Source organism: Dactylosporangium sp. NPDC049742, assembly GCF_040674675.1.
Classification (GTDB): domain Bacteria; phylum Actinomycetota; class Actinomycetes; order Mycobacteriales; family Micromonosporaceae; genus Dactylosporangium; species Dactylosporangium maewongense.
The window spans coordinates 1-12,687 of the sequence record NZ_JBFANF010000072.1 but is presented as its reverse complement, the minus strand read 5'-3'; the positions used below and the strand labels follow the sequence as shown (position 1 = coordinate 12,687).

Below are 12,687 nucleotides of genomic sequence, written 5' to 3'. Positions count from 1 at the left end.
CGATGCCGTCATCAGACCCCAGCCGCCGACCCCGCTCAAGTCGCCGGCGGCAACACTGGGCGAATCGCTAGCCCGCCCGCCGCACCGCGCCGGTATCGTCGGCCACCGAACGGTCACCGAACGGAACAGGGGTGATGACGCTGTCTGGAAGCGACACGCACACGCCGGTGCCGTTGCGGCACAACCGCGACTTCGGCATCTTCTGGGCCGTGCAGGCGCTGTCGACGCTGGGCAGCTCGTTCTCGCTCGTCGCGATCCCGCTGCTGGTGCTGCACGCGACCGGTTCGGTGGCGCAGATGGGTCTCATCACCGGCATCGCCGGGGCCGGCACCGTCGCGAGCGGGCTGTTCGCCGGCGTCCTCGTCGACCGGGCCGACCGGCGGCTGCTGATGATCTGGTGCGACCTGGCCCGGCTGCTGCTCTACGCCGCGGTCCCGGCGGTCTGGTGGACCGCCGGCGAGCACGTGTGGCTGCTGTACCCGGTCATCGGTGTCGCCGCCGTGTTCCAGATGGTGTTCGACGTCGCCTGTTCCGCGGCCGTGCCGAACATCGTCGCGCGGGAGCAGATCACCGCCGCCAACAGCCGGCTGCAGGCCACCTACGGCGCGGGGTTCGTGCTCGGGCCGATGGCCGCCGGGTTGGTCGCCGCGCTGGCCGGCCCGGTGACCGCGGTCGCCGTGGACGCGGTGACGTTCGGCGTCTCGGTGGTGGGGCTGCTGCTGATCCGGCTCCGCCCGGCCACCGGCGGGCCCGCCGCGGACCCGATCGCCGGGCGGCCGAAGGCCGTGTGGCGGGACCTCGCCGTCGGGGTCCGGTTCCTGTGGCGGACGCCGGTGCTGAGGGCGATCACCCTGCTGTACACCCCGGTCACGTTCCTCAGCCTCGGCCTGGTGGACGTCTTCATCTACTACGTGCGGCACGACCTCGGTCAGGGGGACCGGGTCGTCGGCGCCCTGCTCGGCGCCGCCAGCGTCGGCTCGATCGTGGCCGCGGTGATCACCCCAGCGGTCCGCCGCCGGATCGGGTTCGGGCCGGCGTGGCTGGCGGCGTACCTCGCCTGCGGGGTGGCGATCGCCGCCGCCGGCCTGGTGTACCACCTGGTGGTGGTGCTGGTCGCGGCGGTGGTGTTCGCGTTCGGCGAGACGATGGCGGGGATCAGCTCCGCCTCCCTGCGCCAGACGGTGACCCCCGACCACCTGCTGGGCCGGGTCACGGCCGGGTTCTGGATGGTGCATCACGCGTTCGGGCCGGTCGGCGCGCTGGTGCTGACGTCGGCGGTGGCGCACGCGGGGGTGCACGGGCCGCTGATCGCGGTAGGAGTATCGTTCCTGGCGATCGTCGCCGCCGGGCTGCTCACCCCGCTGCGGGCCGCGGCGAGTCGATGATCGGGTCTGGCGTAACGCCACACCTTTCGTGATCTGCTCTCACGTCACACCGCGCTGGCTATGCTCCGCCGGTGTCAACCATGCGACTGATGGTGCTCGGGCTGGTATCGTCGCTCCAGCCCGTGCACGGCCATGACATCCGCCGCGGTCTGTTGGCGTACGACGGAAGACCGGCGATGAGCGTCCCCGCTGGTTCGGTCTACCACGCGCTGCGCAAGCTCACCGCCGAGGGCCTGCTGGAGCCGGTGGAGACGGAGCGCAGCGGCGCCCGGCCCGAGCGCACCACCTACCGGACCACACCCGCGGGCGTCCGCGAGTTCCGGGTGCTGCTGCGGCGGTACTGGTGGCAGTACCAGCTGCCGAGCGACCCGTTCCTGTCCGCGCTGTCCTTCCTGCCGTCGCTGTCACGGGCCGAGGCGGTGACTGCGCTGCGCACCCGAGCAGGCATTCTGTGGTCCTTCGCCGAGCAGCAACGCCGGGACCTCGACGATCGCACCGCCGATCGGCCGGAGCACGTAGAATGGCAGCTGGAGCGGGCCCTGCGTTGGTTCGAATGTGAAGCCGACTGGTGCGTGGAGATCGCCGACCGTATCGAGGACGGGATGGGCGTGCACGACACCGACCTGCTGCCATTCCCACCTGCAGACGTCGACGAGGCGCCACCGTCACCGGACGGCGCACTCGCCGCGCGCCCGCGACGCCGCACGCCGGGTAACCGCGCGACCGCGCGGGCCTGACCGTCGGCCGATCCGCCACCCGGACGGCCGCATTCGACCGAGGAGCTACATGCCTGCCGTCCTGACCAGCCGCCCGCCAGGTGGCACCCGTCTCCTCGGCGTCGGCGCGTACCGGCCCGACCGGATCGTGACCAACGACGAGGTCTGCGGGCCGATCGACTCCTCCGACGAGTGGATCCGGCAACGGTCGGGAATCGTGACGCGCCGCCACGCACGGCCCGACGAGACCGTCGCGAGCATGGCGGCCGCCGCCGCCCGCGACGCGCTCGCGTTCGCGGGGGTGCCGGCCGAGCGGGTCGACACGGTGATCGTCGCGTCCATGTCCAACCTGCAGCAGTCGCCGCCGATCGCGCCGGAGATCGCGCACCGTGCCGGCGCCGGGTCCGCCGCGGCGCTGGACGTCGGCGCCGCCTGCTCCGGGTTCTGCCACGGCCTCGCCGTCGCCGACGCGCTCGTGCGGGCCGGGACCGCCGGGTACACCCTGGTCATCGGCGCCGAGCGGATGACCGACATCATCGACCCCAAGGACCGCTCCACCGCCTTCCTGTTCGGTGACGGCGCCGGTGCCGTGCTGGTCGGCCCCGCGGCGCGGCCGGGGATCGGGCCGGTGGTGTGGGGCTCCGACGGCGCCCGCAGCGATCTCATCGCACACAGCGACTCCTGGCTCGCGGTCCGCGACAAGCCCGAGTTCTGGCCGACCATGCGGATGGCCGGGCAGGAGGTGTTCCGCTGGGCGATCCAGCAGATCGCGCCGACCGCCCTCGCCGCCGTGGGCGCGGCCGGGCTCGACGTGGCCGACCTGGCCGCGTTCGTGCCGCACCAGGCGAACCTGCGCATCATCGACAAGCTCGCGGCGGCGCTGCGGCTGCCGGACACGGTGCGGGTCTCCCGGGACGTCGTGGACACCGGCAACACGTCGGCGGCGTCGATCCCGCTCGCGCTGCACACCATGCTCACCGGCGGCGGCCCGGCGCCGAGCGGACCGGCGCTGCTGACCGGGTTCGGCGCCGGTCTGTCCTACGCGGCGCTGGTGGTCGACCTCCCCTGACTGGTGCATTCACCAGTCATTCACACCCGTCCGTGCGCGGGCGGTAGCTTCGCGTGGCGGGCGTCAGGCACACTGCGTCCATGGGTCGTAGCGAACGACGTCGATTCCTGATCGTCGCCGTGTGCCTGGCGCTCGTCACCACCAGCGCCTGCACACCCGAGCAGGGCCGGGACGGCGCGAAATCGGTGCCCGCCTACGCGAAGCCGCCTCGCAGTTTCGCCGACGTGCTCGACCAGTCCGGCGACCGGCCGGTGAAGGCCGACCAGCACAGCCTGTCCGTCTCGCGCAGCGCCGCGTCCTCGCGCGTCACCGATGACCTCGGCCAGGGCATCGTCCTGCGCGACGGCGCCGTCGAGCTCACCGCGCGCAGCGCCGGCAAGGGCAGCGGCGGCTCCGCCGCCAAGGGTGTCGTCGTCTTCCGCGACGCCGTCGACGGCACCGACGTCGCCGAGCAGGTGCTCGCCCCGGAGGCGGCCCGCATCTTCTACGTCGTCAAGAGCGCCGCCGCGCCGGTGTCGTTCGACACCGCCGTGTCGGGGGCCACCCCGGTGCCCGCCGGGGCCGGCGTCGTGCTGAAGTCCAAGGACGCGACCGTCGGCGCGATCCCCCCGTCGTGGGCGTACGACGCCAACGGCAAGCTGGTGCCGTCGCATTACGAGGTGCACGGCAACACCGTCCGCCTGGTCGTGGAGCACCGGGCGGCCGGCGTCGCGTACCCCGTCGTCGCCGACCCGCCCTTCATGCTCGGCGCCGGCGGCCGGCTCGTCGGCGCCCAGCTCCTCGGCGGGATCTTCGAGTGGGCGGCGATCGCCGCGATCACCTGGGGCGTGGTCAAGTTCGACTCGAACGGCTGCCTGACCCTGAGCACGTTCGCGTCCTGCGCCCTGCACCCGCTGGAGCACGACTGGGGCAACAAGGCCGCGCCGAAGGCCTCGGCGTTCGACGCGAAGATGCCGAAGCTGAAGGGCGACCGCCTGCCGGACGCCCAGCGCACGCTCAACCAGCTCGGCCTGCGCAACGTCCACCTCGTCGACGACACCGGCCAGGACCGCACGGTGCTGGACCCGAAGAACTGGGTGGTCGCCGCGCAGTCCCCGGCCGAGGGCACGACCGTGCACGCCAACACCGAGCTCACCCTGCGCGTGCGCAAGCCCTCCGACGGTGAGGGCGGCTCCGGCGCCGCCGGCGCCGTGCCCGACGTCATGTGCATGAACCTCCAGGAGGCGCAGGACAAGCTCCGCGACGCCGGCTACCGCACCACCTCCAAGGACCACACCACCGAGGGGCGGCGGCAGGTCCTGGACCGCAACTGGCTGGTCGTGGCGCAGTCCCCCAAGCCGGGCACGGCCGCCGCGAAGGGCACCCAGGTCGTCATGGAGGTCGTCAAGTACGGCGAGCCGACCGGCTCCTCGGGCTGCAAGAGCTGACCTCAGCGGCACGCGTACAGGAAGTACAGCGCGGTCCCCCGGTACTCGGGCAGCTGCACCGTGCTGGTCCGCAGGCCGTGCGCGGCGAACAGCTTCTCCGCCTCCGCCAGCTCACCGCCGGGCGACGCGACCTCGACGACGGCGTGGCGCACCAGGTCCCAGGTCGCCTCGTCCAGGCCGCGCAGCACGGCCAGCTCGGCGCCCTCCACGTCGATCTTCAGCAGGTCGATGCGGGTGAGGCCGGCCCGCGCGGCGACGTTGGGCAGCGTGTCGACCCGGCAGTCGACGAGCCGCTGCTCGAACCGGCCGTCGAGCATCTCGTCGAGGCGGCCCAGGACCACCTGGCGCAGCTCCTCGTCCAGGTCCGCGGCCGTGTTCTCGATGTAGGCGCGGACCAGGGCCCGGTCGGCCTCGGGCTCGGCGTCGATGCCGGACATCATGGTGTACTGCGGGTAGTGGCGGATCCTGGCGTGCCGCGGGTGCTCGCCGAGCGCGAGCTGGTGGGCCTGGATGCCGGGGGTCCCGGACGCGTTGCGGCACAGCACGTCGAACACCTCCGGCACCGGCTCGAACGCGTGCACGGTCGCACCCGGCCACCGCCCCGCGGCGAACAGGCTGAACAGCCCGATGTTCGCGCCGGCGTCCACGATCACCGGCGAGTCCGGCAGGTCGAGACCGTCCGGGTGTAGGTACACCCGGTCGACGAAGATCTCCCGGTACAGGTACTCGGTCTCGCTCCGGTTGAGGCTCCAGACCGTCCTGCCGTCGGGCAGGCGCATGCTGTGCGTCGTCATCGGACCCGTCCTTCCGCGCGCCGGCCGGTGCGCCGCGCGCCGCCGGAGATCACCGGAAACACTCCGGCAGATCCGGTAGGGAGATCACTAAGGTCTCGGCGCGACGGTCAGCGGCCGGACTCCGCGTGCTCGGTGACCACCTCGCCGATGACGCGACCGGCCTCGGCGGCGGTCGCCGGGTCGGCGTCGAGCGCGCCGGCGTAGACGATCAGCGCCTTCCACAGCGCCCAGCCCCGGCCGCGGGCCCACGTGCCGTCGTCGATGCCGAGCGCCGCACGGAACGCCGAACGGCTCGCGCCGGACAGCACCGTCCAGGCGATCGCCGTGTCGCAGGCGGGGTCGCCGACGCCGCAGGTGCCGAAGTCGATGACGGCGGCCAGCGCACCATCGCGCACCAGCAGGTTGCCGGGGGCGATGTCGCCGTGGAACCACACCGGGACGCCGTCCCACCGGGCCCGCAGCGCCTCCTGCCAGATCGCGGTGACGGCGGCGCGGGGCACCAGGTCGCCGAGCGTCTCGACCGCGCGACGGGTCTGCGCGTCGTACACCCGCAGCGGACCCCCGCGGAACCAGTTGTGCAGCCCGGGTTCGGGGCCTCCGGCCGGGTCGGCGTGCCGCAGCGCGACCAGGAAGGCGCCCAGGTCGGCCGCGAACCCGGTCAGGTCGGCGACGCTGTCGGCGCTGACCGGGTCGCCGTCGATCCACTCGTACACCGACCAGTGGAAGCGGAACCCCTCGCCTGGTGCGCCCATCGCCAGCGGCGCGGGGACGGGCAGGGGCAGGTGCGGAGCGAGCCTTCGCAGCCAGCGGTGTTCCTTCTGTACCGCCAGCGCGTACTCCGCCGCGGTCGGCAGCCGCACCGACATGCGGTCGCCGAGGTGGAACGTCTGGTTGTCCCAGCCGCTGACCGCGACGGGCCGCACGGGCAGGCCGGCCCACTGCGGGAACTGCGCGGCGACCAGCCGCCGCACGAGGTCCGCGTCGACGAGCCGCCGGTCCGGCATCGGGATGGCATCAGGGACGGCATCTGGGCCGGCGTCTTCCGGGTCGGTGGTCACGCCTCAACATCACAAGCCGGGTGCCGGGCGGCAACCGAATTGTGCGGCCGCGCCGTACGCTGGACGCCATGACCGCCGATGACCTGGCCGGGCAGGTGCGCCGCCTCGACGCGGCCCTCGCCTCGGCCGAGCCCGGCCTCGACCGCCTCCGCCGGCTCGAGCGCGACCTGCAGGACGAGGCCGCCGCGCCCGACCTGTGAAGGGATCCCGGCCGGGGCCGGAGCGTCACGACCCGGCTCGCGTTCGTCGCCGGTGAGCTGCGGCGGGCCTCCGCCGTGCGGGACCGGCTCGCCGACGCCGCCGCGCTGCTGGCGATGGCCCTGGCGGAGGACGACACGGCGGTGCTCGCGGACCTCGCCGGCGAGCTGGCCACCCTCGAGGATGCCGTCGCCGCCGTGCAGGTCCGCATGCGGCTCGACGGCGCCTACGACACGCACGGCGCCGTCGTGCTCGTCCGCGCCGCGGCACCCGACGACCCGGCCTCGACCGCCCTCGCCGAGGCGCTGCTGCGGATGTACCGGCAGTGGGCGGACCGGCACGGCCTGCGCACCGAGGTCGTGACGGAGCACCACGCGTCCGTCGCGGGGCTGCGGGAGGCGACGCTGGTGGTCGCCGCGCCGTACGCGTACGGCCTGCTGCGCGGCGAGGACGGCCGGCACACGATGACCGCCGCCGACCCGTTCGACCACGGACGGATGCGGACCGGCCACGCCGTCGTCGAGGTGTCCCCCCACGCGCAGGACGACGACCCGGTCGAGCTCGCCGACGAGGACCTCCGCGTCGACCTGTACTGCGTCCGCGGTCCGAGCCGCGCCGGCGAAACCAGGTCGACGCTCCACATCAGACACCTGCCGACCGGGATCGGGGCGGGCCTCCCCTACGACCGCCGCGCCCGGCACCGCAAGGCGGAGGCGATCCGGATCATCCGGTCGCGGCTGCTCATCGCGCGCGGCGCGCCGCGGGACGTCCGCGAGTACACCCAGCCGATGTCCGACACGGTCCTGCACGACTTCGAACTCGGCGACGAGCACATCGACGAGCACATCGACGAGGCCCGGACCGGCCCGCACCCCGCCGGCACCCGCCGGCCTTCACCCCGACCGGACGACGACCCGCCGCGGTCCCGGGGGGTAGAGCTGAGCACTTGACATCCTCCCCACGCCTGAGGCGGGGGATTGCCTGGGTCACCCCAGGGCTTTCCTGCTTCACCGACGACTGCCCCGTCCGAACGTTCGTCCGTTGGGGTCTCACACCGCCTCCACAGGCGATCACGGAGAGCCCCTCCGCGAGAATGTTGCGGGCCGCGTTGACATCCCGGTCATGCACGGCGCCGCACCGGCACGCCCACTCCCGCACGTGCAGCGGCATCCGCTCAGCGAGCGCACCGCACGTCGAGCACAGTTTGGACGACGGGAACCAGCGGTCCACCACGACCAGAGTTCGGCCGTGCCAGTCGGCCTTGTATTCGAGCATGGTGCGGAACTGCCGCCAGGCCGCGTCGCTGACGGCGCGGGCCAGGTTGTGGTTTTTGACCATGTTGCGGACGGTCAGGTCCTCGATCACGATCGTTTGGTTCTCACGAACGAGCCGAGTGCTCAGCTTGTGCAGGTGATCCCTGCGCCGGTCCGCGATCCGGGCGTGCACACGGGCGACCTTCAGCCGGGCCTTGGCCCGGTTCGCGGAGCCCTTATCCCCCAGTCGTTGAAGGCCTCAGCGACGTGCTCAAGCACGTTCTCCCAGGTCACCACAAGCATAAACCGGCCGAGTAAAGGGGTCCACGGATTGGTCTCGGACGCCGGGCCGCATCTGCCCCGGACCGCATGGGTCCGGTCAGCACGCAATGAGTTCGGCCTGGTGCTGGGTGGCTTCACGGCGTCGGGTGGCGATCACGCGGGGCGTAGCAGCGCATCAGCGTGCCGGCGTCATGACCGAGACGTTCGGCCACTTCATGGATGCCGTACCCGTCGTCGAGCAACGTCGAGGCGATCAGGTGCCGGACCTGATGCGGCCCGATCGGGCGCACGCCCGCGCCGACCACAAGCTTGCTGAACCGATCCGTGACGTTGTCCGGCCGCAACGGCCGACCGGTACGACCGGTGAACATGTTCCCCCAACCCCACCGGCCCCACCGCGTCCTCCTCACAGATGTCAGCATCGCCGGGGTCGTCGGGGTCGCCGGGTCGAGCAGCAGCGTGCGGGTCCCGTTGTGCGACTTTGACGGCTCCCGGACCTCGCTCGCGCTCGACCGCGCCGGCCAGTTCGGCGGCCACGCCGAGCGCGGATCGGTGGAGGTCAGCGAGTTCGGTACCAGTGAGATCGTCCGTTGCCGGCACGATCTCACGCGGCGGCGACCGGTGCGCGTTGTGTTACGCCGTCTCATGGGCGCCCGGGCCAGGCCGGGGAGTCATATGCGGTCGGCGATCCACGACCCGTGGAACCCGGCCGGTACGCGACGTGGCAGGCCGACCGTGGCCACCGGGGCAAGGTCGGCGGCGTCCAGGACGAGCAGGACGGAGCCGGCCGGACCGGTGACGATGCTGAGCAGCCAGCCCTCGTCCTCGGCACGCGCGCCGTCCGTGGGCACGAAGACCGCCTCGCCGGGGCGCTGCTCGGCATCGAAGCGGTACACGGTGGCGCTGCCGGTGCCGGTGTCGTACTTGACGATCGTGTGCTCGCCCACGGCGTACAGATGCCGGTTGGGTCGCCCGGTGCGGTCGTTGTCGTGGGTGGGGAACTCGACGCCGCGGTCGTCCAGCAACTCCTCCCGCCGGGTGCCTGTCGCCGGGTCGAGCCGCCAGCGGTACAGCTGGGCCCGGGACCGGTCCAGGTTGGCTCCGCCGCCGAGTCTCGACCACACGGACCCGAAGCCCGCGACGTCGTAACGGACGGCGTCGAGCACCACCGCGCCGGCGGCGTCCTCGTACGCGTTGCCGACGTGGAAGACGAAACAGGGATCGACGTCGAACCAGCGCACCGTGGCGAGCTCGGCGCGGGGCATCACCCCGAGCCGCGCGCCGTGCGCGTCGTCCCATCGGTAGGGGATGCGTTCCCTGCCGATCAGCGCCGGGTCGAACACCACGGGCAGGTCCAGCCAGACGACGTGACCGGCAGTGATGGCGAAGTCGTGCATCATCGTCGGCCCGGTGACGGCGATCTCGCGGCTGCGGACCAACTCGCCGGCCGCGTCCAGGACGTGGTACGTGAGGTACGGCGGCAGGGCACCGTATCCGAAGAAGTGCAGTTCCCCTGTCTGCGGATCCTGCTTGGGGTGTGCCGTCATCGCGGTGGTGAGCCGGCCGCCGAAGTCGCACGGCCCCACGGTGTCCAGCTCCGCTGTCACCTCGTACGGCAGGCCGCTCTCGACCAGCGCCAGAATCCGGTCGCCGTGCGGCACGACGTGGGTGTTGGCCGGCACGGCGGTGCGGTCGATGGAGAGGTCCGGGCGGACGTACGACGCACCCTCGAGCTCCGCGGTGCGCACCCAGCGGTTGCGGTACCACTCGGCCCGCCCGCCACGCAGCCGGATCCCGTGGATCATGCCCGGCCCCAGGAACCAGTGCCCGGGGTCCTGGCCGGGCAGCGGATTCGGGCCGTTGCGGAAGTACCGCCCGGTCAGCTCAGGAGGCAGCGCCCCGGTGACGGGCAGATCGTACGCGTCCATCTCGTCGGCTACCGGCGCGAGATATCCGCTGAGGTAGGCCGGTCCGGTCACGATCGGGCCTCCTAGCTGGCAATGTGTCGCCTGAACCGACACTACCCCGGGGACGGGCCCACGACACCGGCCACGACGGTGTCCCGGTTCCACCTCAGCGGCCTGGCAGAACGTTCTGGAGCACGTCGCCGGGTCGCTCCCGTGGGACAGTGAACCGGCAGGTCCCGGACAAGCGTGGCGAGAACGCGGTGATTGGTGACCTGTTCGCCGAAAGCCTGTCCGCCGCATCACTGCAACACCGAGCCGGACTCGACGCTGCGGCACGGATCTGCGTCGACGGCCCGCAGCGACCGCTGGCTGGTTGAACCGGTCCGTGACGTTGTCCGGCCGCAACGGCTGCTCCCGCCAGCCGGTGCAGCGTCCGCAACGTCGTCCGTGAACACCACAAGTTTGAACCGTGTTCGCTTTGTGGCAGGGCGCGCCGCTGCCCCGGCGTCCAGGCCGAGGCAGCGATCGTTTCGAATCTCTCAGCGGTCGCCCGGGCGCGCGTGGCCCTGATGCTTGAACCGGTGGCTGGTTGCGTCCATCTTGGCGTCCGCTGCGTTCGCCTTCGGCGGGAAGGCGTTCTTGGCGCACGCGAAGTACCAGGCGGCGTGCACGAGCGTGTTCTTGAACTGTTGCAGCGAACGCAGCGCGTTGCCGCGGAGGCTGTCGGCCTGTTGTTGTGCGAGCGCCGGGTTCGTGGCGTACGTCTCCATCGTCGAGGCCGGCGGCTGCTTGGTGACGGTGGTGTACGTGTCGCAGTCCTCGTGGTAACACGGGTCGAGCTGCTCGCCCAGGACGCCACCGTACTTGGCGACCTGCTCGGCGGTCTTGGGCGCTTCGGCCCCGGCGAACACGCCGCCCGCCGGAATGCCACGGTTGATGAAGCCGACGTAGTCCGAGCGGCCGTCGAACGGGATCGGCTCGCTGACCATCCCGCGCTTGGCCCAGTAGCCGGTGAGCACCCGCTCGATCGTGCCGGAACCCTCGGGCCCGGAGTTCTCCGAGCCGAACGTCGAGCCGTCGCCGTCGTAGACGAGCCGCGCGAAGTTCGGCGACGCGATCATGTCGGTGTCGAGCATCATGTCCGTGCGCGCGACCTCGCGGTCGGACAGGTGGGCCGCGTAATACTGCGAGCCGACCAGGCCGTCCTCCTCGCCACCGAACCACAGGAAGCGAATCTTGTTGCGCGGTGGGCCCACCTTGGCGAGCTGCTCGGCGAGCTCGAGCTGGAATGCCGTGCCCGACCCGTCGTCGTTGATGCCCGGACCCGACGTCACCGAATCCAGATGGGCGCCGAGCAGCACCACATGGTTCGGGTCACCGCGCCTGGTCTCGGCCACCACGTTCGGATACAGCCTCTGCTCGTCGACGCCGTTGGTCGTCAGGTCGACGGTCGGGTTCTGGCCCGCCCTGTACGCGTTGTAGAGCTCCTGACCGACGGCGAAGCTCGACGCCACCGCCGGCAGCGGGTAGTCGAACGGGGCCGCGCGGAACACGGCGTTGCTGCGGGCCGCCGTGTCACCCTCGTTGAACAGGATTACCCCGATGGCGCCCGCCTGCACGGCGTTCTCCAGCTTCTGCGTGAACGCGCAGGTGCCCCGCTGGATCAGCGAGACGGCGCCGATGGCGGCCGCTGGGAAATCCGACAGCTCACAGCCGGAAGTCGATCCACCGGGGCTCGGGATCACGACGTCATCGGTCGGCACGACCTTGACGTTCGTCAGCGCCCTGGTCGGTGTGTGCTCGAACGCGATGAAGTCGACCGACGGCGAGTCGTCGTCCCCGGCGGCGCCCGCGACATAGGTCCTGCCGGTCGGCGAGACCTGCCGCAGCACGGGCGCCGCGTTCTCACGCCACTCCGGCATGTTGAACATCTCGTAGTGGACGTTGTAGCCGGCCTTCTCCAGCGTGGCCCTCACGTAGGCCGCCGACGCGGTGTAGCCCGGCGTCCGCGTGGCGCGGGTGCCACCGTTGCGGTCGGCGATGCGCTGCAGCGCCCGCTGATGATCGGTGATGCCATCCACCGTCACCAGCCGCTCCAGCCGCGACGAATCAACGCCCGGTGGCGCCGCGGCAGCCGGCGACGCGCCGACAAGCGCAACGATGACGACGGCCGCACCCACCAATCCGACCCGATGCATCTCGCCTCCCGACTCCTACCCCTGAGAAGGTCACCGTCCCATAGCCGTATATCGATCACAACCCTCATCCATGTGGCGGCCCACCCCTAGCGGTTGCCCGCGTAACCCCTCGCCGGCACCCGCGCCGTCATCGAAATGGCCGGCCGGCGTCAGTACCAGAGCTCGGGGCTGAGCTGGGGTTTCGAAAGCTTTGACACCGTCGCCGAGGTCACCCAATACTGAGCCCCATCGACTTGCGTCAAAACCGGACGCCGACCGGTTCGTTGCACGCTGCCCTGTACAGGAGGAACGCGCGCCATGAATATGCGTAGCCGTCTGCTCGCCACCGCTGTCGCCGTCTCGGCGGCCGCGGCTCTCACCACGTTCGTCGCCTGGGCCGCCACCCCGGCGAACGCCGCGA

At 71.8% G+C, this 12,687-nt stretch carries 12 protein-coding genes and 1 pseudogene; 7 read left to right on the top strand and 6 right to left on the bottom strand.

Going from position 1 to position 12,687, the window contains the following annotated elements:
* The first annotated feature begins 134 nt into the window (after positions 1–134).
* The 4 genes from AB0J72_RS49655 (at position 135) to AB0J72_RS49640 (ending at position 4,597) form a co-directional block, all read left to right on the top strand.
* Complete coding sequence (locus tag AB0J72_RS49655) at positions 135–1,385, top strand: MFS transporter (RefSeq protein WP_363413124.1); 1,251 nt, start codon at positions 135–137, stop codon at positions 1,383–1,385.
* Positions 1,386–1,465: 80 nt separating this feature from the next.
* On the top strand, positions 1,466–2,122 hold the full coding sequence (locus tag AB0J72_RS49650) for a PadR family transcriptional regulator (RefSeq protein ID WP_363413162.1): 657 nt from the start codon (positions 1,466–1,468) through the stop codon (positions 2,120–2,122).
* Between the two features lie 49 nt (positions 2,123–2,171).
* Complete coding sequence (locus AB0J72_RS49645) at positions 2,172–3,170, top strand: beta-ketoacyl-ACP synthase 3 (protein WP_363413122.1); 999 nt, start codon at positions 2,172–2,174, stop codon at positions 3,168–3,170.
* 80 nt (positions 3,171–3,250) lie between these two features.
* The gene (locus AB0J72_RS49640; RefSeq protein WP_363413120.1) at positions 3,251–4,597 is read left to right on the top strand and encodes a PASTA domain-containing protein; all 1,347 of its coding nucleotides are present in this window, start codon (positions 3,251–3,253) and stop codon (positions 4,595–4,597) included.
* Between the two features lie 2 nt (positions 4,598–4,599).
* Here AB0J72_RS49640 and AB0J72_RS49635 read toward each other — a convergent pair whose 3' ends face one another.
* Both AB0J72_RS49635 and AB0J72_RS49630 read right to left on the bottom strand, forming a co-directional pair.
* Positions 4,600–5,391: an FkbM family methyltransferase gene (locus AB0J72_RS49635; RefSeq protein ID WP_363413118.1), complete on the bottom strand. Its 792-nt coding sequence runs from the start codon at positions 5,389–5,391 to the stop codon at positions 4,600–4,602.
* 107 nt (positions 5,392–5,498) lie between these two features.
* Positions 5,499–6,449: an aminoglycoside phosphotransferase family protein gene (locus AB0J72_RS49630; RefSeq protein WP_363413116.1), complete on the bottom strand. Its 951-nt coding sequence runs from the start codon at positions 6,447–6,449 to the stop codon at positions 5,499–5,501.
* 68 nt (positions 6,450–6,517) lie between these two features.
* Between AB0J72_RS49630 and AB0J72_RS49625 the strand changes: the two genes are divergently transcribed.
* Both AB0J72_RS49625 and AB0J72_RS49620 read left to right on the top strand, forming a co-directional pair.
* Positions 6,518–6,649 carry a hypothetical protein gene (locus tag AB0J72_RS49625; protein WP_344506659.1) on the top strand — a complete coding sequence of 44 codons (132 nt, stop codon included), beginning with the start codon at positions 6,518–6,520 and terminating at the stop codon, positions 6,647–6,649.
* Between the two features lie 39 nt (positions 6,650–6,688).
* Positions 6,689–7,156: pseudogene (locus AB0J72_RS49620) on the top strand (PCRF domain-containing protein); the annotation flags it as partial.
* Between the two features lie 232 nt (positions 7,157–7,388).
* On the opposite strand, the gene AB0J72_RS49615 reads toward AB0J72_RS49620, so the two are convergent.
* The 3 genes from AB0J72_RS49615 to AB0J72_RS49605 form a co-directional block, all read right to left on the bottom strand.
* Entirely contained in the window at positions 7,389–8,147 is a 759-nt protein-coding gene (locus AB0J72_RS49615; RefSeq protein WP_363413160.1) for an RNA-guided endonuclease TnpB family protein, read from the bottom strand.
* Positions 8,148–8,316: 169 nt separating this feature from the next.
* On the bottom strand, positions 8,317–8,553 hold the full coding sequence (locus AB0J72_RS49610) for a tyrosine-type recombinase/integrase (protein ID WP_363413114.1): 237 nt from the start codon (positions 8,551–8,553) through the stop codon (positions 8,317–8,319).
* 300 nt (positions 8,554–8,853) lie between these two features.
* A complete protein-coding gene (locus tag AB0J72_RS49605; protein ID WP_363413112.1) occupies positions 8,854–10,161 on the bottom strand; it encodes a carotenoid oxygenase family protein in 1,308 nt (435 codons plus the stop codon).
* A 149-nt stretch (positions 10,162–10,310) separates the two neighbouring features.
* On the opposite strand from AB0J72_RS49605, the gene AB0J72_RS49600 reads away from it, so the two are divergent.
* The gene (locus AB0J72_RS49600; protein WP_363413110.1) at positions 10,311–10,466 is read left to right on the top strand and encodes a hypothetical protein; all 156 of its coding nucleotides are present in this window, start codon (positions 10,311–10,313) and stop codon (positions 10,464–10,466) included.
* Between the two features lie 162 nt (positions 10,467–10,628).
* Here the strand turns inward: AB0J72_RS49600 and AB0J72_RS49595 are convergent, their stop codons facing one another.
* The gene (locus tag AB0J72_RS49595; protein WP_363413109.1) at positions 10,629–12,176 is read right to left on the bottom strand and encodes a M28 family metallopeptidase; all 1,548 of its coding nucleotides are present in this window, start codon (positions 12,174–12,176) and stop codon (positions 10,629–10,631) included.
* Positions 12,177–12,687 lie beyond the last annotated feature (511 nt).